The sequence below is a fragment of the Allobosea sp. TBD101 genome (genome assembly GCF_059817965.1).
The window spans coordinates 3,837,595-3,857,928 of sequence record NZ_CM187543.1 but is presented as its reverse complement, the minus strand read 5'-3'; the positions used below and the strand labels follow the sequence as shown (position 1 = coordinate 3,857,928).

Annotated in this window: 23 protein-coding genes and 2 pseudogenes; 21 read left to right on the top strand and 4 right to left on the bottom strand. The window is 65.9% G+C overall.

Annotated elements, in window-relative coordinates; all coding sequences use genetic code 11:
* Positions 1-3 precede the first annotated feature (3 nt).
* The 6 genes from AC6RIC_RS18810 (at position 4) to AC6RIC_RS18785 (ending at position 5,261) form a co-directional block, all read left to right on the top strand.
* Positions 4-798 carry an ABC transporter permease gene (locus AC6RIC_RS18810; RefSeq protein ID WP_142115850.1) on the top strand — a complete coding sequence of 265 codons (795 nt, stop codon included), beginning with the start codon at positions 4-6 and terminating at the stop codon, positions 796-798.
* A gap of 97 nt (positions 799-895) precedes the next feature.
* On the top strand, positions 896-2,032 hold the full coding sequence (locus AC6RIC_RS18805) for an NAD(P)/FAD-dependent oxidoreductase (RefSeq protein ID WP_306224560.1): 1,137 nt from the start codon (positions 896-898) through the stop codon (positions 2,030-2,032).
* Positions 2,022-2,354 (top strand): (2Fe-2S)-binding protein, encoded by a 333-nt coding sequence (locus tag AC6RIC_RS18800; protein WP_499733460.1) that lies wholly within the window; start codon positions 2,022-2,024, stop codon positions 2,352-2,354. The genes AC6RIC_RS18805 and AC6RIC_RS18800 overlap by 11 nt, the downstream gene beginning before the upstream one ends.
* Positions 2,351-3,715, top strand: a complete 1,365-nt coding sequence (locus AC6RIC_RS18795; protein WP_499733459.1) for an FAD-dependent oxidoreductase — start codon at positions 2,351-2,353, stop codon at positions 3,713-3,715. The genes AC6RIC_RS18800 and AC6RIC_RS18795 overlap by 4 nt, the downstream gene beginning before the upstream one ends.
* Positions 3,716-3,750: 35 nt before the next feature.
* Entirely contained in the window at positions 3,751-4,110 is a 360-nt protein-coding gene (locus AC6RIC_RS18790; protein ID WP_454032631.1) for a RidA family protein, read from the top strand.
* A 29-nt stretch (positions 4,111-4,139) separates the two neighbouring features.
* Positions 4,140-5,261: a mandelate racemase/muconate lactonizing enzyme family protein gene (locus AC6RIC_RS18785; RefSeq protein WP_499733458.1), complete on the top strand. Its 1,122-nt coding sequence runs from the start codon at positions 4,140-4,142 to the stop codon at positions 5,259-5,261.
* Positions 5,262-5,481: 220 nt separating this feature from the next.
* Here AC6RIC_RS18785 and istA read toward each other — a convergent pair whose 3' ends face one another.
* Entirely contained in the window at positions 5,482-6,960 is a 1,479-nt protein-coding gene (gene istA, locus AC6RIC_RS18780; protein ID WP_499733457.1) for an IS21 family transposase, read from the bottom strand.
* A 110-nt stretch (positions 6,961-7,070) separates the two neighbouring features.
* On the opposite strand from istA, the pseudogene AC6RIC_RS18775 reads away from it, so the two are divergent.
* The 8 genes and pseudogenes from AC6RIC_RS18775 to AC6RIC_RS18740 all read left to right on the top strand — a co-directional run.
* Positions 7,071-7,910, top strand: a pseudogene (locus AC6RIC_RS18775) (aldehyde dehydrogenase family protein); the annotation flags it as partial.
* Between the two features lie 51 nt (positions 7,911-7,961).
* Entirely contained in the window at positions 7,962-9,140 is a 1,179-nt protein-coding gene (locus tag AC6RIC_RS18770) for a fumarylacetoacetate hydrolase family protein (RefSeq protein ID WP_499736625.1), read from the top strand.
* A gap of 112 nt (positions 9,141-9,252) precedes the next feature.
* Positions 9,253-9,471 carry a transposase gene (locus AC6RIC_RS18765; RefSeq protein WP_499733456.1) on the top strand — a complete coding sequence of 73 codons (219 nt, stop codon included), beginning with the start codon at positions 9,253-9,255 and terminating at the stop codon, positions 9,469-9,471.
* 204 nt (positions 9,472-9,675) lie between these two features.
* A complete protein-coding gene (locus AC6RIC_RS18760; RefSeq protein WP_499733455.1) occupies positions 9,676-9,936 on the top strand; it encodes an IS3 family transposase in 261 nt (86 codons plus the stop codon).
* Between the two features lie 49 nt (positions 9,937-9,985).
* The gene (locus AC6RIC_RS18755; RefSeq protein ID WP_499733454.1) at positions 9,986-11,014 is read left to right on the top strand and encodes an IS110 family RNA-guided transposase; all 1,029 of its coding nucleotides are present in this window, start codon (positions 9,986-9,988) and stop codon (positions 11,012-11,014) included.
* Between the two features lie 283 nt (positions 11,015-11,297).
* Positions 11,298-11,738 carry a transposase gene (locus tag AC6RIC_RS18750; RefSeq protein WP_499733453.1) on the top strand — a complete coding sequence of 147 codons (441 nt, stop codon included), beginning with the start codon at positions 11,298-11,300 and terminating at the stop codon, positions 11,736-11,738.
* Between the two features lie 462 nt (positions 11,739-12,200).
* Positions 12,201-12,839, top strand: a complete 639-nt coding sequence (locus AC6RIC_RS18745; RefSeq protein ID WP_499733452.1) for a GntR family transcriptional regulator — start codon at positions 12,201-12,203, stop codon at positions 12,837-12,839.
* Positions 12,836-13,429, top strand: a complete 594-nt coding sequence (locus AC6RIC_RS18740) for an isocitrate/isopropylmalate family dehydrogenase (protein WP_499733451.1) — start codon at positions 12,836-12,838, stop codon at positions 13,427-13,429. Before AC6RIC_RS18745 ends, AC6RIC_RS18740 begins: the two co-directional genes overlap by 4 nt.
* On the opposite strand, the pseudogene AC6RIC_RS18735 reads toward AC6RIC_RS18740, so the two are convergent.
* A pseudogene (locus tag AC6RIC_RS18735) lies at positions 13,417-13,719 on the bottom strand (extracellular solute-binding protein); the annotation flags it as partial. The gene AC6RIC_RS18740 and the pseudogene AC6RIC_RS18735 sit on opposite strands and share 13 nt — an antisense overlap.
* Before the next feature lie 323 nt (positions 13,720-14,042).
* Between AC6RIC_RS18735 and AC6RIC_RS18730 the strand changes: the two are divergent.
* The 6 genes from AC6RIC_RS18730 to AC6RIC_RS18705 all read left to right on the top strand — a co-directional run bounded on the left by AC6RIC_RS18730 (position 14,043) and on the right by AC6RIC_RS18705 (position 18,083).
* Positions 14,043-14,318: an ArsR/SmtB family transcription factor gene (locus AC6RIC_RS18730; protein WP_492283974.1), complete on the top strand. Its 276-nt coding sequence runs from the start codon at positions 14,043-14,045 to the stop codon at positions 14,316-14,318.
* An 83-nt stretch (positions 14,319-14,401) separates the two neighbouring features.
* Positions 14,402-14,824, top strand: coding sequence for an SRPBCC family protein (locus AC6RIC_RS18725; protein WP_499733450.1), 423 nt, complete (start codon positions 14,402-14,404; stop codon positions 14,822-14,824).
* Between the two features lie 83 nt (positions 14,825-14,907).
* Positions 14,908-15,660: a DUF899 domain-containing protein gene (locus AC6RIC_RS18720; protein WP_454657632.1), complete on the top strand. Its 753-nt coding sequence runs from the start codon at positions 14,908-14,910 to the stop codon at positions 15,658-15,660.
* A 92-nt stretch (positions 15,661-15,752) separates the two neighbouring features.
* Complete coding sequence (locus AC6RIC_RS18715) at positions 15,753-16,475, top strand: DUF1428 domain-containing protein (protein WP_499733449.1); 723 nt, start codon at positions 15,753-15,755, stop codon at positions 16,473-16,475.
* A 274-nt stretch (positions 16,476-16,749) separates the two neighbouring features.
* Positions 16,750-17,589 (top strand): sulfite exporter TauE/SafE family protein, encoded by an 840-nt coding sequence (locus AC6RIC_RS18710; protein WP_454657630.1) that lies wholly within the window; start codon positions 16,750-16,752, stop codon positions 17,587-17,589.
* Positions 17,590-17,600: 11 nt separating this feature from the next.
* The gene (locus tag AC6RIC_RS18705) at positions 17,601-18,083 is read left to right on the top strand and encodes a GNAT family N-acetyltransferase (RefSeq protein WP_499733448.1); all 483 of its coding nucleotides are present in this window, start codon (positions 17,601-17,603) and stop codon (positions 18,081-18,083) included.
* Positions 18,084-18,086: 3 nt separating this feature from the next.
* Here the strand turns inward: AC6RIC_RS18705 and AC6RIC_RS18700 are convergent, their stop codons facing one another.
* Entirely contained in the window at positions 18,087-18,215 is a 129-nt protein-coding gene (locus AC6RIC_RS18700; RefSeq protein ID WP_499733447.1) for a DUF1289 domain-containing protein, read from the bottom strand.
* A gap of 44 nt (positions 18,216-18,259) precedes the next feature.
* On the bottom strand, positions 18,260-19,105 hold the full coding sequence (locus AC6RIC_RS18695) for an adenosylcobinamide-GDP ribazoletransferase (protein WP_499733446.1): 846 nt from the start codon (positions 19,103-19,105) through the stop codon (positions 18,260-18,262).
* 115 nt (positions 19,106-19,220) lie between these two features.
* Here AC6RIC_RS18695 and cobT point away from each other — a divergent pair, with 115 nt between their 5' ends.
* Complete coding sequence (gene cobT, locus AC6RIC_RS18690) at positions 19,221-20,240, top strand: nicotinate-nucleotide--dimethylbenzimidazole phosphoribosyltransferase (protein WP_499733445.1); 1,020 nt, start codon at positions 19,221-19,223, stop codon at positions 20,238-20,240.
* The last annotated feature ends 94 nt before the right edge of the window (positions 20,241-20,334 follow it).

Below are 20,334 nucleotides of genomic sequence, written 5' to 3'. Positions count from 1 at the left end.
GATATCTCAAGGAACGGGCCGCTGGCGCTGGTCTTCCATGCGCTGCTCACCGTGTTCATCCTGGCACCGCTGGTCGTGGTGATGCTGGTCTCGCTCTCCGACAAGGAATACCTTTCGATGCCCTTCGACGGCATGTCGCTGCGCTGGTACCGGGAAATCCTGGCGGCGCCGGAACTGATCAGCGCGTTCTGGCTGTCGATCTGGCTCGGTCTGGCCTCGGCGACATTGGCGACGATCGTCGCGGTGCCCGCGGCGCTCGCGATCGCCCGTCATCGGTTTTTCGGACGCGACGGGTTGATGGCGTTCCTGATGTCGCCGCTGATGATCCCCCATGTCGTGCTCGGCGTCGCCTTCCTGCGCTTTTTCTCGATCATGGAGTGGACCGGCTCCTTCGTGGCCCTGGTGCTCGTTCACGCGATCACCGTCGTGCCGTATTCGCTGCGGCTGACGCTCGCCGCCGTGATCGGGCTCGAACGTGACGCGGAGACGGCCGCCCGGTCGCTCGGAGCCTCGCGAGCGGTCGCCTTCCGCCGCATTCTCCTGCCGCTCATCCTGCCGGGCGTCGCGGCGGGATGGGTGCTCGCCTTCATCCAGAGCTTCGACGAGGTCACGATGACGATCTTCGTCGCGACGCCCGGAACCACGACGCTGCCCGTCGCGCTCTACAACCGCATATCCCAGCTCACGGATCCGGTGACGACGTCGGTCTCCACCATCCTGATCCTGGGAACGATGGCCTTCATGTTCATCCTCGACCGCATGGTCGGCCTGGACAGGGTTCTCATCGGAAAGAAATAGCCGAAACGACCGTCCCGACCGGTCGCCCGATCGGCGCCGGCAGGACAGTTGCGCCCGAAATTCGAGACGAAAGCCGGCCTGGACCGGAGTTGCGGACATGAGCAGCCAGACGATGACGGTGGTAGGGGGCGGGCTTGTCGGGGCCGCCATTGCCTACGGAGCGCTGCGGGCGGGAATGCGCGTCCGCGTTCTCGACCAGGGAGATACCGCGTTTCGCGCCTCCCGCGGCAATTTCGGCCTGGTCTGGGTCTCGAGCAAGGGCGGCAAGATGCCCCGCTACGCGAGCTGGAGCCGCGATGCGCTGAAGCTCTGGCCGAACCTGCAGAAGGAACTGGTCGATCTGACCGATGTCGATGCCGGTCTCGAACAGCCGGGGGGCTTCTGGCTGGGCTTCGACGATGCCGATGTCAGGGCGCGCGCCGATCTTCTGGAACGGATCGATCGCGAGGTCGGCGGCATCCCCTTCAAGATGATGGACCCCTCCGAGCTCCGGCAATATCTCCCCGGGATCGGGCCGGCCGTGGTGGGGGGGAGCTTCTGCCCGCTCGACGGCCACGCCAATCCCCTGATGTTGCTGCGCGGCCTGCATGCCGCGCTTCGCCATCGCGGGGCGGATGTGATCACCGGCGTCGACATTGCCGAGATCAGGCACGATCCCGCCAACGGGTCCTTCGAGGCGGTCTCGCAGGATCGCCAGAGCTGGAAGAGCGACCGGATCGTGCTGGCGGCAGGGCTCGGCAACGCCGGATTGGCCGCGCAGGTCGGCCTGCACGCCCCCATCGCATCCACGCGCGGCCAGGTTCTCATCACCGAGCGGCTGAAGCCGTTCCTCGACTACCCCACGAACAAGTGCCGGCAGACGCGGGAGGGCAGCGTCCAGATCGGTTCGACCTCCGAGGATGTCGGCCTCGACGACGGCACGACGACCGACAAGATCGAGATACTGGCACGCCGCGCGGTCGAAACCTTTCCGGCTCTGGCGCGCGCGCGCCTTGTCCGGGCGTGGGGCGCCCTGCGGCCGCTGACTCCGGACGGTTACCCGATCTACCAGGAATCGGCGTCCTGCCCGGGGGCCTTCCTCGCCACCAGCCATAGCGGCGTCACGCTCGCGGCGGCCCATTGCTACGTCGTCGGCCCCTGGATGGCCGGTCTCTCGCAGGTGCCGGCCGGGTTCGAGGTGTTCACCGGCGATCGCTTCCTGGACGCCGACGCGAGCTTCTCCCATGACCATTGAACCGCTCTTCACCGTGCCGGACGCGCCGGCCGACGCCTCGGTCACGATCGTCTTCGAGGGCACGCCCTTGCGGGTTCCAGCCGGCATCACGGTTGCCGCGGCCCTGCTCGTCGGCGGCGTCAGGGAATTCCGGTCGAGCGTCGTCGGCGGTGTTCCGCGCGCGCCTTACTGCATGATGGGCGTCTGCTTTGAATGTCTCGTCGAGATCGACGGGGTGCCGGCGCGGCAAAGCTGCCTGATTCCCGTCCACGAAGGGATGGTCGTCGCGCGCCAGCTCGGTGCGGCCCATCTCGATGAATTCAGACCCGGAGAAGAGCCATGAGCGCTGCGGCGGATCTCGTCGTCGTCGGCTGCGGGCCGGCGGGCATGGCTGCGGCCTGCGAGGCGCGCGCGCTCGGTCTCTCCGTGATCGTTCTCGACGAACAGCCGGCGCTCGGCGGGCAGATCTATCGCAATATCGAAGCCGCGCCCGCCGATCGCATCGCGGTTCTCGGCAAGGATTACGAGGCCGGGCGCAGTCTCGCGGCCGAGTTCCGCGACAGCGGTGCCGGGCATCTGCATGGAGCGACCGTCTGGAACGTCGCGCAGAACGGTGCCGTGGACTACGTCGCGGACGGAAGATCGCGACAGGTCGTCGGCAAGGCCGTGCTGCTCGCCAGCGGCGCCATGGAACGGCCGTTTCCGATCAGGGGCTGGACCCTTCCCGGCGTCCTGGGGGCAGGCGCCGCGCAGATCCTGCTGAAAGGCTCCGGCGCGCTGCCCAGCGGGCCGGTCGTCCTAGCCGGTTGCGGGCCGCTGCTCTACCTCCTCGCCTGGCAATATCTCCGCGCCGGCGTGACGATCGCGGCCATCGTCGATACGACGGCAGGGTCGGGCTATCTGGGCGCCATACGGCACGGTGTCGGTGCCGTGCGCGGCTGGCGCGATCTCGCCAAGGGCCTCAAACTGATCGCGACGCTGCGCCGGAACGGAGTCAGGTTCTATTCTGCCGCGAGCGATCTCGCGATCCAGGGTGAGCGGCAAGCCGAGGGCCTCTCCTTTCTGCATCGCGGCCGGCGGGTGACGCTGCCTGCTTCGCTGGTCCTGCTGCATCAGGGCGTCGTGCCGAATACGCAGCTGTCATGGTCGACGGGTGCGGCCCATCGCTGGGACGGCGAACAGCTGTGCTGGTTGCCCGAGACGGATCGTTGGGGCCGGCTGGGCGAAACGCCGATCTATGTTGCAGGAGACAGCCGGGCGATCGTCGGCGCGCAGGCTTCGGCAACCCAGGGAAGGCTGTCGGCGCTCGCCATCGCCGAGCGTTTCTGTCAAGACGTCGACGCCGGCCGGCGCGCGGCGCTGCTGGCTCTATTCGAACGGCAAAGCCATATCCGGCGCTTCCTGAACAGCCTCTACCGGCCGGCCGATGCGAACCGCATCCCGCGTGACCCTGCGGTCATCGTCTGCCGGTGCGAAGAGGTCGCGGCTGGGCAGATCCGCGGCTATGTCGAGCTCGGCTGCCGCGGCCCGAACCAGACGAAGGCGTTCGGCCGCTGCGGAATGGGTCCCTGTCAGGGGCGTCTGTGCGGATTGATGGTGACGGAGATCATCGCCGAGGCGCGCGGCGCCAGCCCTGACGACGTGGGCTACTACCGCATCAGGGCGCCGATCAAGCCGGTCATGCTCGGCGACTTCGTCGACTGAATTCCCGTCCCCCATTTCACCACGAGGAGAAGACCATGAACGACATCGTCCGCATCGAAACCGATCCGCGCCGCAGCCGCGTCGTCGTCTACAACGGCGTCGTCTATGTCGGCGGCATGACCGCCGACGATCGCAGCCAGGACATCAAGGGGCAGACCCGGCAGACGCTCGAAAAGATCGAGCAGTTCCTTGCCAAGGCGGGCACCGACAAGAGCCGCGTCCTGACCGCGCAGATCTGGATCAAGGACCTCGCGCGCGATTTCGAAGGCATGAACGAGATCTGGAATGCCTGGACCGCACCGAACGCCGCGCCGACCCGCGCGACGGCCCAATGCGAGATGGGCGCGCCGGACGTCCTCGTCGAGATCATCGTGACGGCTGCGGCCGGCCGGTAATCTCACGGAGCAGGCGCAGGGGACGGGCCATGAAGATCGCCGAATTGCGAACCTATGTGCTCGCGGATGCCAACAAGCATTACCTCTACGCGGCCATCCAGACCGACCGGGGCATCGTCGGTTTCGGTGAGGCGACGCTCGACCATCGCTGGCCGTCTGTCGTCGCCGGTATCGAGGAAGGCTTTCGCGCCATAGCGGGGCAAGACCCGACCGCGGTCGCGAAGCATTGGGCACTGCTCAAGGACAAGGTCTATTGGGGCGAGGGCGCCAGCAGCATGGCCGCTCTCGCCGCGATCGACCAGGCGCTGTGGGACATCACCGGCAAGGCTTACGGCCTGCCGGTGCACAAGCTCCTCGGCGGCGCCGTGCGCGATCGCGTCGGCGTCTACCTGAATCAGTGGTGGGCCGGATACCGATCGACGCAGGACCTGATCCGGAAGGCGCAGGACGCGGTTTCGCGCGGCGCCACCGCCCTGAAATGGTATCCGTTCGGGACCGCCGATCAGCTCCAGTATCGCGTTCGGCAGCACGACGTGCCGAAAGCGGTGGCGGAGGTGCGGGCGGTTCGCGACGCCGTCGGCCCGTCGATCGGATTGATGGTCGATCTCTGGCGCCGGCTCGACTGGGCCTCGGCTGCGCAGTTCTGCTCCAGCGTGGCTGATTGCGACCTCGTCTTCGTCGAGGAGCCGACCGAGTTCCAGAGCGCGGACGCGCTGGCACGGCTGTCATCGGCCACGCGGACCCGCATCGCCTTCGGGGAAAGGCTGCATTCCCGCCGGCAATTCGCGGAGATCATGGAGCGGCAGGCTGTCGGACTGGTGCAGCCCTCGATCATCCGCGTCGGAGGGCTGACCGAGGCGATCAAGATCGCCAACGCGGCTGAGACCTACAATATCGGCGTCGTGCCGCATAATCCGCACGGACCTGTTGCGATCGCCGCATCGGTGACGCTGGCGGCGCTGGTGACCAATTTTGTGATCCTCGAATCCTACGAGAACGACAACCCACCCGCGCGCAGCCGCTTCGTTCGGCAAGGGCCCATGATCGAAGGAGACAGCTACAACCTGTCCGAGGCTCCGGGGCTCGGCGTCGAGATCGATGAGGAGGCGCTGGCCCAATGGGCGGTCGCAAAAAGGACTATTCGCGCCTAGCGACGCGCTTCTCGGCCATCCTCCGCAAAACGTCTGCTTCCGGGCAACGAGCGAGAGTCCGCTCCTGGCGCAAACATCGCGGCAACATTTGTAAGTATGCGGCCGGCGCGAGAAAGCAGGCTGCATTCAAAAGATCGCAGACTCCTACTCAGTCTGGATTAAGAGAGCAGGGGCGAATCCGCCAAGCCTGCGATTTTGATCGTAGATTCGAAGCGAAAGGTCAGCCTTGGGCACAATCGGCGGCAGGCTCATGGTGCAGGCGCAAGGCATCGGGCGTCATGATCGTGATCGCTGCCGCCGGCTCGCGGCGCCGGGCCAGGATGTTGATGATCACGTCGGCGGAGTGGACGCCTTGCCGCAGAGCATCCGCGCAGGCGGCTTCGACGGCGGACAATCCGTCGCTCAGCACCGCGGTGAGGATCTCAACCATCTGCCGGTCGCCGTCTTGAACGGCCGCGAGCTTGCGCCGGACCCGGTCGATCGCACCGGGCAAGACCCAGTCCTTGAAGGGCGCTCCGTTCCGCAGGGCGCCCGGCTTGCGAGCCAGTACCGGGACATAGTGCCAGGGATCGTAGATGGTCTGGTCGCGGCCATAGCAGCGGGGATGCTCGCCGACGATACGCCCGTCCTGGCGCAGCTCGATCCGATCGGCATAGGCGCGGATCTCGACGGGGCGCCCGACCGCACTCGCGATGACCGAGTACTTGTTGTTGTCGAAGCGCACGAGACAGGTCTTCGACACCGAGGCTGGCAGTGAGTGGAAGCCGTCGAACCGCCCCGCGTAAGGCACCAGGCTCGGGCGCTCGGCTTCGAACATCTCCCAGATTGTGCGGTCACGTTGCTCCGGATGGCGGTGGGCCTTGGCGTAGCGAAGCACCTGATCCAGCAGCCAGGCGTTCAACTCGTCGTAGTTCTTGACCCGCAGGCGCGGGGCGAAGAAGCGCTCGCGCACGAGCCCGACCTGGTTCTCGACCTGCCCCTTCTCCCAGCCCGAGGCTGGCGTGCAGGCGACAGGGTCGACCAGATAGTGGCTGCACATCTGCTGGAAGCGGCGGTTATAGGCCCGCTCCTTGCCGACGAAGATCGTCTCCACAGCGGTCTTCATGTTGTCGTAGATGCCGCGCGTGCAGGCGCCCTTGAAGAAGGCGAAGGCGCGGTCATGGGCGTCGAAGACCATCTCCTGGCTCTCGCGCGGATAGGCCCGTACGAACAGCATGCGCGAGTGACAAAGCCGGACATGCGCCACCTTCACCTGGGTCGTGGCGCCATTGATGACGACGATCTCGTGGCTCCAGTCGAACTGGTAGGCCTCGCCGGGCGCGAAGCTCAAAGGCACATAGGCGTCGGCTGTGACGGCGGATTGCTCGCGGCGCCAGCCTCGCGCATAGCGACGAACGGCATCGTATCCGCCCTCGTAGCCGAGATCCCGCAGCTCTTCGAAAAGACGGATCAGCGTCAGGCGCTCGCGGGCCGGCTTGCCGTCGTTCGCCATCAGAAGCCGATCCAGCTCAGGGCGCCAGGGCCCTATCTTCGGCTGCGGCTGAACCTTCCGCTCATACTCGAACGACGTCGCGCCAGAGCGCAGCACCTTGCGCACCGTGTTCCGAGAGACGTGCAGCTCGCGGGCGATCTCCTTGATCGTCTTCCCGCGGATCGAAAACTCGCGCCGGATCCGCGCAATCGTATCCACGCCCTTCATCCCCCGCCCGCCCATCCGAAACCAGGACGGACAGTCTCACCGAAACCGGCTCAAGGGGGTCAAAGTTGGACGCCGATCCCCCGCCTCATGGGGTCAAACTTGCACGCCGAAACACAGTCACCGGCGATGCGGTCGCCATCGGCAAGGTGATGACCTCGCATCCGGCGGTGCGCTTCATCGGCTTCACCGGCTCAACCCCGGTCGGCAAGCTGCTGATGCAGCAGGCGGCCACGACCGTGAAGAAGGTCGGCCTGGAGCTCGGCGGCAACGCGCCCTTCATCGTCTTCGACGATGCCGATGTCGACGCCGCCGTGCAGGGCGCCATCGCGGCCAAGTTCCGCAACATGGGCCAGACCTGTGTCTGCACCAACCGCCTGTTCGTGCAGGACGGCATCCATGACGAGTTCGTCGCGAAGTTCGCCGGCGAGGTCGCCAAGATGAAGGTCGGCAACGGTACCGAGGTCGGCGTCGTCCAAGGCCCGCTGATCAACGAACGCGCGGTGGAGAAGGTCGAGCGTCACGTCGCCGATGCGGTCAGCAACGGGGCCAAGGTCGTCGTCGGCGGCCACCGCCACGCGCTCGGCCGCACCTTCTACGAGCCGACCGTGCTGTCGGGCGTCACCACGAAGATGCTGGTGACCAATGAAGAGACCTTCGGCCCCGTCGCGCCGGTCTACCGCTTCAAGACCGAGGAGGAGGTCGTCGCGATGGCGAACGACACCCCCTTCGGCCTCGCCGCCTATTTCTACTCGAAGGATCTCGGCCGCGCCTTCCGCGTCGCCGAGGAGCTGGAATACGGCATGGTCGGCATCAATTCGGCCATCCTGGGCACCGAGGTCGCCCCCTTCGGCGGCGTCAAGGAGTCCGGCCTCGGCCGAGAGGGCTCGCTGCACGGCATGGATGAGTTCGTCGAGATCAAGTACATGCTGATGGGCGGATTAGGCGCTTAGCTGCCTCTACTGGCGCCGCCTTGTTCTTTGCTGTTCAACATACTGGTGACCATGCCCATCCTCGATCTCTCCGTCGCCGCGACCCTGCCGAAGGATGCTTCCGCCGCCGTGCTGGCCGGTCGCGTCTGGCGCCCCGATCTGGGCGGCCCCTCCGTGGCGACGCTGCGCGACGGGCAGGTCATCGACGTGACCCGCAGCTTCACGACCAGTCGCGACCTCTGCGAAAGCGCCGATCCGGCCGCCGCGCTGCGCGCAGCTCAGGGCGAGGCGATCGGCTCGCTCGCGGAGGTCCTCGCCAACACGCCGGTGGATGGCCGCGACCCGAAGCGCCCCTGGCTGCTTTCGCCGCTCGACCTGCAGGCGGTGAAGGCGGCCGGCGTCACCTTCGCGGTCTCGATGCTGGAGCGCGTGATCGAGGAGAAGGCACGCGGCAACCCGGCCGCGGCTGCAACGATCCGTACCGAGATCGGCATGCTCATCGGCGACGACCTATCGAAACTGAAGCCCGGCTCGCCCGAGGCGATGCATCTCAAGGACGTCCTGATCAAGCAGGGCGCCTGGAGCCAGTATCTCGAAGTCGGGATCGGGCCGGATGCCGAGATCTTCACCAAGGCTCCGCCGATGTCGACGGTCGGCACCGGGGCGGATGCCGGCCTGCATCCGGCCTCGAGCTGGAACAATCCCGAGCCCGAGATCGTGCTGGTCGTCGCCTCGGACGGACGCATCGTGGGCGCCACGCTCGGCAACGACGTCAACCTGCGCGATGTCGAGGGCCGCTCGGCCCTGCTGCTCGGCAAGGCCAAGGACAACAATGCCGCCGCCGCGGTCGGTCCCTTCATCCGCCTGTTCGATGCCGGTTTCACGCTCGACCATGTCCGCAAGACCACGGTGACGCTGACGGTCGAGGGCGAGGACGGTTTCCGGCTGGAAGGCTCGTCATCAATCGCCAGGATCAGCCGCGACCCCGCCGATCTCGCCGCGCAGATGATCGGCCCGCATCATCAGTATCCGGACGGAGCCGCGCTCTACCTCGGGACCATGTTCGCGCCGATCAAGGATCGCGACGCGCCCGGCGGCGGCTTCACCCATAAATACGGGGACATCGTCACCATCGCCGCGCCGGAGCTCGGCAGCCTCGTCAACCGGATGAAGCGAACCGATGAATGCGCGCCCTGGACCTATGGCGCCTCGCATCTGATGCGGTACCTCGCCGGGCGCAGACTGCTCTAATTCAAGAATGTCGGACCTGCCCGCCGGCCAGGAGTGGAGTGCGCCCCTTGAGGCGGACATGGCGACGACGAGCAATTGACCGGGGAGCTGGGCTTTCGAAGGATGAAAGCCCATGGTTCGACATCGTTCCCACAGCGTCGAGTTCAAGCGCCAGGTGGCGCAGGATTATTTGGCGGGCGAGACGCTTCACAGCCTCGCCCGACGACATGATCTGTCGCGCAACCTGATCCGCATCTGGATCCAGAAGTTCGAGGCCGGCGCCTTTGACGACGAGGCCGCCGCCGCCGATACGATCGAGGCCTACGAGGCGCGCATCGCGGCGCTGGAGTGATTGGTCGGCAGACAGACCCTGGAGATCGAGTTCCTAAAGGGGGCTCTGAAGCACGGACCGCGGCCGAGAAGCGCGACTACATCCGTCGTCACCGGCCCCGCGGCATCTCCGTTGCAGAAGGATGTCGGCTAATGGAGGATCGCGCGCTCGACCTATTACGACAAGCCGGCCACCAGCATCGACAACACGGCGCTCGTCGAGACGATGGCGGCAATCTCCGACAGTTTCGAGGCCTATGGCTACCGCCGGATGCAGGCAGCGCTGCGGCACCGCGGCTTTGTCGTCAATGATAAGAAAATCCGACGCCTGATGCGCGAGCATGGTCTTCAGCCGCGTCGGCGCCGGCGCTACATCGCCATCACCGATAGCGTTCACGAACTGCCGATCTTCCCGAACCTGGCGAAGGATATCGTGCCGGATGGGCCGAACCAGCTCTGGGTGGCCGACATCACTCGGCGTAATTGATCGCTCCCCCTTTCCGACGCCATGCTGAGGCTGCCGAAGCGAGGAGAGCATGATGGAACGCTACTTTGCAGGACTGGACGTTTCGAAGGACGAGACGGCGATCTGTATCCGGGATCACGACGGCAGATCGGTTTTGACAACCAAGAAGGCGACGGACGCCGATGCGATCACCGACGCGTTGTCGGCCAGCGGGTTGCCAATTGTCACGGTCGTGATGGAGACTGGCCGCATGGCGAACTGGCTCTATCATGAGCTCGCCGGTCGCGGTGTGCCGATCGTGTGCGTTGATGCGCGCCAGGCACATGCGGTGCTCAGCCAGATGCACAACAAGACCGACGCCAACGATGCCGCGATGCTGGCCGACCTTGCCCGTACCGGCTTTTATCGCAAGGTCATCGTAAAGAGCCAGGACGCTCAGGAGCGCCGCGCACTGCTCCGGGCTCGGGAGGTTGCGATCAAGACCCGGATGAACGTCGAGAATACGATCAGGGGGCTGCTGGCCAGCTTCGGCGTGGTGTTTCCGAGACATCTTCGCACCTTCGAACAGCGCACGGCCGACGCCGTGGCGCGCGCGCCGATGCTGACGGACATCATCCTGCCGTTGCTCCGGATCCGTACCGAGGCACTGCGTCAGGTCGCCCAACTGTCAAAAGCCATGCTGAGACATGCGCGCGAGGACGAGGCCTGCCGACGCCTCATGAGTATCCCAGGGGTGGGAGCGGTCAGCGCTGTGACGTTCGTCGCGACCATCGACAATCCCGCGCGGTTTCGTCGCTCCCGCTCGGTGGGCGCCTATGCTGGACTGACATCGCGCCGCTTCCAGTCCGGCGAAATGGATTATGGTGGCCGCATCTCACGACGTGGCGACCAGATGTTGCGCACCGTACTGTACGAGGCCGCCAACAGCCTGCTATGCCGCGCGAAGGCGGTCAGCGGGCAGGGACTGAAGGACTGGGCGACGGCGTTGAAAAAGCGCACCAGCCATAAGAAAGCGGTCGTTGCCTTGGCGCGAAAACTCGCCGTGATCATGCATGCCATCTGGCGCGACGGTACCACCTTCAAGCTGCAGGAGGCCTGATCCGAAACAACACAGGCGCCCTGAACCGCGCCTGCCATTGTTGCCGTGTCGGTTGAGGCGGCAGGCAGTCGACTGATCCCGTGCGATCTACGTGCGAGCACCTTGTGCATCGCGAATATCACCTTCGGGACGTCGAAGCCTTGGATGCCGAGATGAAGCGCTCGCCAGAGACGACTTCGAAAAGAACCTTGCAGTCGACCGATCACAGCTACAATATCACCAAGCGCAGGCGATCAATTAAAGAACCTACGTCGCGATCGCTGCCGGCTTCGTCTACGTTGCCGTGATCCTCGACGCCTGGTCACGCAAGGTCGTCGGATATGCCATCGGCCGCTCGATCGACGTCAGGCTGACGCTGGCGGCCCTGCGCTCCGCCCTCGAAAAGCGAAAACCGTCGCCCGGCTGCGTCCACCACACCGACCGCGGATCGCAATATGCTGCGGGGCGTTATCGGGAAGCTCTTGCTGAACACGGTCTCGTCGGATCGATGGGGCGCCGCGGCAATCCCTACGATAACGCCAAAGCGGAAAGCTTCATGAAGACGCTCAAGGTCGAAGCCGTCTATCCCATGGCCTATGAGATTTTCGAGGATGTCGCTGCCGACCTTCCACGCTTCATCGATCACGTCTACAACGCCAGCCGACTGCACTCAGCTCTCGGCTATCTCAGCCCGCAGCAGTTCGAGGATCAACACGCCCGGCTAACGGTCAAATCCGCAGCCTGATCCTGTCTACCCGCAGGGGCGCACTCCATCCGGATGCGCAAAGTGAGCCCGCCCCGCCACGATGTCCCCTCCGACAGGATGGCTATTCCCGGCAAACCGCGCGCCACCTCGTATCGAACTTCTCCCTGCCTTCGGCGATCATTGCTCACCGCTCAGGCGTGGGCGGGACCACTCCAATCCCGGGAAACGATAAGCTGGAAAGCGAGATCTCGCGGCCCAACATCTACGGCAATGATAACGATCACCGGGCCGATGGAGTTCGGCACGATATGGCGAAGTCCACCGCGAGGCGAAATTTGGCAGCCTTGGAGTGACAAGGTGGGCATCGCTCCCCGCGGCCGGATGGATCGTGTTTGCTGGTATCGGCGGCCTCAGCCACGGCAACCGGAGAGCAGTTGAGAACGCGGACAGCTCAAAGCCACGCCGGACACGTTCGAGCCCGCCCGGCGCTCGACGAATGCTGTGTATGGGCAGCTGAAGCAGCACATCCTCGACAATCGCTATCCGCCAGGCGCGCAGATCCTCGAGAGCGAGATCGCGGCCGAGCTGGACGCTTCGCGGACACCGGTTCGCGAGGCCTTCGTGCGGTTGCAGCAGGAGGGGCTGCTCGAGATCGTGCCGCGCCATGGCGTGCGCATCTCGGCGCTTTCGCCCGGCGACATGCGTGAGATCTACGAAGTGCTCATGTCGCTCGAACCGACCGCCGTCGAGCTTCTGGCCCGGCGCAGGCCGGATAGGGCGGAGCTCGCCCATCTGATAACGTCCTGCGATGCGATGGAATCAGCGCTGGAGGGCACGCCCGACCTGCAGGCCTGGGCCGCGGCCGACGAAGCCTTCCACCTCCATCTCGCGCGCCTCTGCGGCAACAAGCGCCTGGCGGCGATGATCATGCAGGTCTGGGACCAGGCGCATCGCGCACGCATGTTCACGCTCTCGCTGCGGCCGTTGCCGGTCCAGTCCACCGCCGAGCACCGCGCCGTGGTCGAGGCCATCCTCGCCGGGAATGTCGAGCGCGCCCGCGAAATCTACCACGAGCATCGCAAGCGCGGCGGTCTCGAGCTCACCAGCATCATCGAACGACACGGAATCCAGAGGCTATGACGTCGAACTCATTCCATCTTGCCGTGATGCCCGGCGAAGGCATCGGCATCGAAGTCATGGAGGCTGCGGCCATCGTGCTGGACGCGGTCGAGAAACGCTTCGACCTGTCCTTTCGCCAAGAGAACATTCCCGGCGGTGCCCATCATTACAAGGAGACCGGCGCCATCCTGCCCAAGGACGGGCTGGAGCGTGCCGGCAAGGCCGACGCCATCCTGTTCGGAGCGATGGGCTGGCCGGACATCCGCTTTCCGGACGGGACCGAGATCGCGCCGCAGCTCGACATGCGGATAGCCTTTGGCCTCTATGCCGGCGTTCGGCCGATCCGCGCCATTCCCGGCACGCCGGCCATTCTCACCCATGAGCGCTGGAAAGACATCGACTTCGTGATCGTGCGCGAGTCGACCGAAGGCATGTTCGCCTCGCGCGGCAAAGGCGAAATCATCGACGACGAGGAGGCGCGCGACACGCAGGTCATCACCCGCAAGGTCACCGAGCAGCTCACCTGGCTCTCCGCGCCGATTGTCCAGAAGATGGTGTGCGGCTGTATCTCCTTGACCTTGGCGAGCGCCCGGTCGACGTCGATCGGGTAGATCTTGTCGCGGCTGACGCCGTCGGCGAGCAGCGCCGCCTCCAGCATGCTCTCGATATTGTTGCGGAGCGTGCGCTTGCCTGGGAATTCTTTGACGTTCCAGAAGTCCTTCCAGTTCTTAGGCGCCGGGCCTTTAAACGCCTTGGCGTCGTAGGTCAGCACGAAGAAATAGAGATAGGCGCCGACGCCCCAGTCCGAGCGATGCGCGGCGCAGACCTTGTCCTGCGACGCGATCGACCAGTCGACCTTCTCCAGCAGGTTCTGGCGGCCGAGCTCGATCGAGGCCAGCACAGTGCGGTCGCAGACGTCTCAGGTGACAGTGCCGCTCTCGACCATCGCCTTGATCTTGCCGGAGCTCGGCCCCGAGTCATTGATCAGCACCCTCGCGCCGAGATTGGCGGCGTTGAAGGGCTGCGCCCAGATCGCGTCACAGGATTGCGGTCACTATCTTTAACTGCGGCAAACTTCGCCTTTCCCAACAGCCAGCCGGCACGTCCGAAAGCCCGACTTGACACGCGATGTCTTGGCTGCTTACACTTAACTTAATGGTTAAGTTTAAGGACGCGCAGCTCGATCGAACCTTCTCTGCCCTGGCGGATCCGACGCGGAGGGCCTTGCTGGCGCGCTTGGAGCGGGAGGACGGGCTGTCGGTCAGCGAGCTGGCGAAGCCGTTTCCGGTCTCGCTCCCGGCCATCATGAAGCATCTCGACGTCCTCTCGGATGCCGGGCTGCTGACGCGGACCAAGGCGGGGCGCACCGTGTCCTGCCACCTGAATGCGGAGCCGATGGAGGAGGCGATGGGCTGGCTGGCGCGCTATCAGCGGTTCTGGACCGAGCGCCTGGATGCGCTGGAAGCGCTGCTCGAAGCGCGGCGCAAGGGTGAAGGCTGAAGAGCCGGGACAAAAAACGCCAAGAGGCTGAAGAGCCAAGAGGCTAGAGGGCGGGAGAGGGAAGAGGGCATATGCATCAACCGGTGACACCCAGCCTCACGATGAAGCGCCGCCTCAATGCCTCGCCGGCCGAGGTCTACCAGGCCTGGACCGACCCGGACCTGCTCGTGCGCTGGTTCGGACCGGAGAATGTCGTGGCGCAGGAGGCGGAGATCGATCCGCGCGTCGGCGGTGCCTATCGCGTCGTGATGATCGAAAACACCGGCGAGCGCCACGAGGTTCTCGGCCGCTATCTCGAGGTCGTCGAGAATGAGCGCCTCGTCTTCAGCTGGTCCTGGATCACCACGCCCGAGCGGGTCTCGCGCGTCACCGTCACGCTCAAGCCGGATGGCGAGGGCACGATCCTGACGCTCCTGCACGAGAAGCTCGCCGACGATGCCGCCGTCCGCGGCCACACCCATGGCTGGACGGGCACCATGGTCAAGCTCGAGGCCTATTTCGCCTGAGCGAACGCGCGCCGCGGCATGATCCGCGCCGCGCCGAAGAAGCCGCCGGCCCGGAGCCGGCGGAAATTGGAGGAGAGGAGACGATGGAACACAGGATCGTATCCCGTGAGGAGTGGCTTGCCGCGCGCAAGCTGCACCTCGCCAATGAGAAGGAGCTGACACGCCGGCGCGACGCCCTGTCGGCCGAGCGGCGCGCGCTGCCCTGGGTCAGGATCGGGAAGAATTACACCTTCGAGGGATGGGATGGGGCGCTGTCGCTGGGCGATCTCTTCGCCGGCAACAGCCAGCTGATCATCTACCACTTCATGTTCGGGCCGGGTGCCCGGGAGGGCTGCCCGAGCTGCTCGTTTCTCGCCGATCATTTCGACGGCGCCAACCGGCACCTGAGGCATCACGATGTCAGCCTCGTCGTGGTCTCGCGCGCCCCTTACGCCGAGTTCCAGAATTTCCGGCACCGCATGGGCTGGGATTTCCCTTGGGTCTCCTCGGCCAACAGCGACTTCAACCACGACTTCCATGTCTCGCCGAGCGCGGAGGAGAAGGCGGCGGGCCGCTACGAGTACAATTACGCGATGCATGACGGGCAGAGCGGCGAGATGCCGGGCTTCAGCGTCTTCTATCGCAACGAGGCCGGCGAGATCTTCCACACCTACTCGACCTATGCCCGCGGCGGCGACCTCCTGATCGGCGCCCATAACTTCCTCGACATGACCCCGAAGGGGCGCAACGAGGTCGGAATCATGGATTGGGTCCGCCATCATGACCGCTATCCCAGCAAGCCTCTGGGCGCGGCGAGTTTCCAGCCTGAGCTCGCCGTGAGCTCCCGCTGCGATTGAGAACGATTTTGCGGACCCATTCCGGGTCTGTCGTGTTGATATCAACATTTATCGAGCTGCTGCCGATGCAGCCGCGAACAGGGAGATATGCAATGGCTTACGTCGATGGTTTCGTCGTGGCGGTGCCCGCCGCGAACAAGGAAGAGTACCGCAAGCAGGCGGCCGACGCGGCGCCGCTGTTCAAGGAATTCGGCGTCAGGCGCCATGTCGAGGCCTGGGGCGACGATGTTCCGGACGGCAAGGTGACCGACTTCAAGGGCGCCGTGAAGGCGACGCCGGACGAGGTCGTGGTCTTCTCCTGGTTCGAATATCCCGACCGGGCGACGCGCGACGCCGCCAACGAGAAGATCATGAGCGATCCGCGCATGAAGGCGATGGGCGAGGCCATGCCCTTCGACGGCAAGCGCATGATCTATGGCGGCTTCGCCCCGATTCTCGACGAAGGCGAGGGCGGCGCGATGGGCTATCTCGACGGTGTCCTCGTCGCCGTGCCTGACGAGCGCAAGGCGGCCTACCGCGATTTCTCCGCCGGGCACGCGGCCTTGTTCAAGGAATACGGCGCCCGTCGCGTGGTCGATGCCTGGGGCGACGATGTGCCGGACGGCAAGCTCACCGACTTCAAGGGCGCGGTGAAGGCGCAGGCCGGCGAGACGGTGGTCTTCAGCTGGGTCGAATGGCCCTCCCGAGAGGTGCGCGCCGCCGCCTGGGGCAAGATGATGTCGGATCCGCGCATGGCGGCGATGGAGATGCCTTTCGATGGTAAGCGAGTCGTCTATGGCGGCTTCGCTCCGATCCTCGACACCGCGCGCGGCTGAGGCCGCTGGGGCGGACAAGACGAAAGCGTGCCGTTTCTGCAAGGAAGCGCACGGTCATCCCGGGCTTGGCCCGGGGGCCATGCCGGAACGTCGCCGATCAAGGTTCAGGCATGGATCCCGGATCTTCGCTTCGCTCCGTCCGGGATGACCCGCGTTTCCATCGAAGCGCGGCAGCCCCAGGGTCTTGCTACACGCAACGGCTATGCGGGGGTGGCATCTTGCCCCCGCCGGCCAAATCGCCGAGAGATCGGGCGGCTTCACCGGATCTCTCGTCATGTTTGCTGGCATCCCCATCGGCGATCTCGCCTTCCTCGCCGTCTCGCTCGTGCTGGCCGGCGCGGTCACCGGCCTTCTCGCTGGCGTCTTCGGCGTCGGTGGCGGCGCGGTCATCGTGCCCGTGCTCTACGAGATCTTCCGCGTCATCGGCGTGGCGGAGGAGGTGCGCATGCCGCTCAGCGTCGGCACCTCGCTCGCGATTATCATCCCGACGTCGATTCGCTCCTTCAACGCCCACCGCGCCAAGGGGCTGGTCGATCTCTCGATCCTCAAGGTCTGGGCCGTGCCCGTGATCGTCGGCGTCCTCGCCGGAAGCTGGATCGCCCGTTTCGCACCGGCCGATCTCTTCAAGATCGTCTTCGTCGTGGTCGCCACGATCTCGGCGCTGCGCCTGCTCTTCGCCGCCGATCGCTGGAAATTCGGCGAGGATATGCCCGGCAAGCCGCTGATGGTGGCCTATGGCGGTATCATCGGCGTGCTCTCGGCGCTGATGGGTATCGGCGGCGGCCAGCTCTCCAGCCTGTTCATGACCTTCTACGGCCGGCCGATCCATCAGGCGGTCGCGACGTCATCGGGCTTGGGCGTGCTGATCTCGATCCCGGGCGCGCTCGGCTTCATCTATGCCGGCTGGCCGCAGATGGCCCTGGGCACGTTGCCGCCGCTTTCGCTCGGCTATGTCTCGCTGATCGGCATGATCCTGTTCATCCCGACCTCGATCTGGACCGCCCCGATCGGTGCCAGCCTCGCTCATCGGCTCTCCAAGCGCCGCCTCGAGATCGCCTTCGGCCTGTTCCTGCTTTTCGTCGCCAGCCGCTTCGTCTGGTCGCTGATCCACTGAGGCGACCGGCCATGAGCGAGACCGCGATCCGGTTGCTGCGGCCCGAAGACCATGAGGCGTTGACAGCGCTGATGGTCGAGATGCAAGGGCATTACAGCGTGCCGTGCCCGGCTACCGAGGAGATTCTTGCGGGCCTCGCGGCTCTGCCGGCCGGCGTCGATATCCTGATCGCGGTCAAGGGCGCGGCGGTGCTCGGCTTCGCCTCCGCCTGCAATCTCTATCCGGGTCCGGGCCTGAAGAGCGGCTTCTTCCTCAAGGAAATCTACGTCGCCGATGCAGCCCGCGGTGCCGGGCTCGGCCGCAAATTGATGACGGCGCTCGCCGAGCTGGCAGTGGAGCGCGGGCACCGACGCATCGACTGGACGGCCGATGCCGACGACGCGGCTTTGCTGCGCTTCTACGATGGCCTCGGCGCTGCCACCTATCCGAAGAAGGTGTTCTATCGGCTGACCGGCGATGCGCTGGTTCGTCTCGCCAGCGCGGATCAAGACTGACCTTCAGTCCTTGCGATCGGCCAATCGCTTCGGCAGCACCGCCATGATCGCCAGCCGCTCGGCTTCGCTCAATCGGCCCCATTGCGCGATCTCGGCGAGCGTCCGCCCGCAGCCCTCGCAGAGCTTGCTCATGGGGTCGATCACGCAGATTTTGATGCAGGGCGTCGAGGCGGCGCTCACCGTCCCACCCACCCCAGAGCCAGCGCCAGCCCGAGATAGATCGCGATCTCGGCGAGCTGCTGGGCCGCGCCAAGGATGTCGCCCGTCTGCCCGCCGATGAGCCGCCGTGCCATGCGCGACAACACGGCAGCCGCGCCATGCGCCAGCGCGAACCCGATCAGTAGTCCAGCGATCGGCAATTGCGCCGCAAGGCCAATCCCGGTCGCGAGAAAGAGGCTGAGTCCCAAAGCGATCCGCGCCGTCAGCACCGTCGGCTGGCCGACGGCCGCCGCAGCCCCGCTGTTGCGTGCCGCCGGCTGCGTCGCGAGCATGAACAGTCCTTCTGCACGCGACCAGGGCGCCGCCACGAGCACCGTGGCCGCCGCCGCCCATGCGCCGGACCTGTCGAGGATCATCGCGATCAGGCTCGCACGTAGCAGCAGCGAGAGCCCCAGCGCCAGCGCGCCATAGGAGCCGATGCGGCTATCCTTCATGATCTCCAGCCGGCGCTCGACCGTATGCCCGCCGAAGAGACCGTCGGCGGTATCGGCCAATCCGTCCTCATGGAAAGCGCCCGTCGTCAGCGCGAGCGTCGTCAGCGCCAGCGCTGCGACGATGAAGCCACTAAGCCCTGCAAGCCCGGCCCCCAGCGCGACGAGCGCGGCCGGCGCGGCGATGACCAGCGCAGCGAAGGGCAGGGCGCGCGGCACCTCACGGAAATCCGGAATGCCATGGCCATCGCTCTCGCCAGGCAGCAACGGCATGGGCAGGCGCGACCAGAAGCGCAGGCAGATCGCGGTCGCGATTCCCCAGCCCGGCCAGTCCGGCGGGGGCGCCTCGCTCGTGGTTTCGGCCTCTGCCATGCCTGCCGCGTCGTCTCGCTCGATTGTCTTCACGCTCCCGACCCTATAGCAGCAGCGCTAATCCTGCCGCCATGCCGATGCGCTGATGCGGCGCCCTCGCGAGATGGATTTGACCATGGCCGCCTCCGGATTGCCCTTCGATGATATCCGCGAGCTCATCGCCGCGATGCCCGGCCCCGACATGGCGGCGGCCAATGCGGTGCGCGCCCGCGACGCCAACCTCACCAAGCCGGCCGGCAGCCTCGGCCGCCTGGAGGAGATCGCCGAATGGCTCGCCGCCTGGCAGGGCAAGGCTCCGCCGGAAGTCAGGCGCCCGCTGGTCTGCGTCTTCGCCGGCAACCATGGTGTGGTCGCGCAGGGCGTCTCGGCTTACCCGCAGACGGTGACGCGGCAGATGCTGGAGAATTTCGCCGCCGGCGGCGCTGCGATCAACCAGATCTGCGCGGCCTATGATCTCGGCTTCAAGGTCTTCGACCTCGCGCTCGACCTGCCGACTGGCGACTTCACCCAGACCGACGCGCTCGACGAGCGCGCCTGCGTCGCCACCATGGCCTTCGGCATGGAAGCGCTCGTCGGCGGCACCGACCTGCTCTGCCTCGGCGAGATGGGCATCGGCAACACCACCTCGGCGGCGGCGATCTATGCGGCGCTCTATGGTGGCGATGCCGCGCATTGGTGCGGTCGCGGCACCGGCGTCGACGACGAGGGGCTGAAGCGCAAGGTCGCGGCGGTGGAAGCCGGCCTCGCTTTGCATCGCGCCCATCTCAAGGACCCGCTCGAAGTGCTCCGCCGTCTCGGCGGGCGCGAGGTCGCGGCGATCTGCGGCGCCATCATCGCCGCGCGCTCGCAGCGCATCCCGGTGATCCTCGACGGCTATGTCGTGACGGCCGCCGCGGCGATCCTGCACGCGATCGAGCCTTCGACCATCGACCATTGCATCGCCGGCCATCTCTCGGCAGAGGGCGCCCATGCCGACGTGCTCGCCCGTCTCGGCAAGGTGCCGCTGCTGGCGCTCGACATGCGCCTCGGCGAGGGCACGGGCGCTGCGCTTGCCGCCGGCCTCGTCAAGGCAGCGGCGGCGGTCCATTCGGGCATGGCGACCTTCGAGCAGGCACAGGTCACGCGGAAGGATTGATTCCAGCCGTCATGCGCAGACCTGACCCGAGCATCTCGGAAACCAGCATCTTTTTTGTCCTGAGATTCTCGGGTCGAAGCTTCGCCTCGCCCGA

Bases quoted from the DNA above. Each gene is read 5' to 3' on its own strand.
- AC6RIC_RS18805 (WP_306224560.1), top strand. From the start codon at position 896: ATGAGCAGCCAGACGATGACGGTGGTAGGGGGCGGGCTTGTCGGGGCC.
- AC6RIC_RS18800 (WP_499733460.1), top strand. From the start codon at position 2,022: ATGACCATTGAACCGCTCTTCACCGTGCCGGACGCGCCGGCCGACGCC.
- AC6RIC_RS18795 (WP_499733459.1), top strand. From the start codon at position 2,351: ATGAGCGCTGCGGCGGATCTCGTCGTCGTCGGCTGCGGGCCGGCGGGC.
- AC6RIC_RS18790 (WP_454032631.1), top strand. From the start codon at position 3,751: ATGAACGACATCGTCCGCATCGAAACCGATCCGCGCCGCAGCCGCGTC.
- AC6RIC_RS18785 (WP_499733458.1), top strand. From the start codon at position 4,140: ATGAAGATCGCCGAATTGCGAACCTATGTGCTCGCGGATGCCAACAAG.
- istA (WP_499733457.1), bottom strand. From the start codon at position 6,960: ATGAAGGGCGTGGATACGATTGCGCGGATCCGGCGCGAGTTTTCGATC.
- AC6RIC_RS18770 (WP_499736625.1), top strand. From the start codon at position 7,962: ATGCCCATCCTCGATCTCTCCGTCGCCGCGACCCTGCCGAAGGATGCT.
- AC6RIC_RS18765 (WP_499733456.1), top strand. From the start codon at position 9,253: ATGGTTCGACATCGTTCCCACAGCGTCGAGTTCAAGCGCCAGGTGGCG.
- AC6RIC_RS18760 (WP_499733455.1), top strand. From the start codon at position 9,676: ATGGCGGCAATCTCCGACAGTTTCGAGGCCTATGGCTACCGCCGGATG.
- AC6RIC_RS18755 (WP_499733454.1), top strand. From the start codon at position 9,986: ATGATGGAACGCTACTTTGCAGGACTGGACGTTTCGAAGGACGAGACG.
- AC6RIC_RS18740 (WP_499733451.1), top strand. From the start codon at position 12,836: ATGACGTCGAACTCATTCCATCTTGCCGTGATGCCCGGCGAAGGCATC.
- AC6RIC_RS18720 (WP_454657632.1), top strand. From the start codon at position 14,908: ATGGAACACAGGATCGTATCCCGTGAGGAGTGGCTTGCCGCGCGCAAG.
- AC6RIC_RS18715 (WP_499733449.1), top strand. From the start codon at position 15,753: ATGGCTTACGTCGATGGTTTCGTCGTGGCGGTGCCCGCCGCGAACAAG.
- AC6RIC_RS18710 (WP_454657630.1), top strand. From the start codon at position 16,750: ATGTTTGCTGGCATCCCCATCGGCGATCTCGCCTTCCTCGCCGTCTCG.
- AC6RIC_RS18705 (WP_499733448.1), top strand. From the start codon at position 17,601: ATGAGCGAGACCGCGATCCGGTTGCTGCGGCCCGAAGACCATGAGGCG.
- AC6RIC_RS18700 (WP_499733447.1), bottom strand. From the start codon at position 18,215: ATGAGCAAGCTCTGCGAGGGCTGCGGGCGGACGCTCGCCGAGATCGCG.
- AC6RIC_RS18695 (WP_499733446.1), bottom strand. From the start codon at position 19,105: ATGGCAGAGGCCGAAACCACGAGCGAGGCGCCCCCGCCGGACTGGCCG.
- cobT (WP_499733445.1), top strand. From the start codon at position 19,221: ATGGCCGCCTCCGGATTGCCCTTCGATGATATCCGCGAGCTCATCGCC.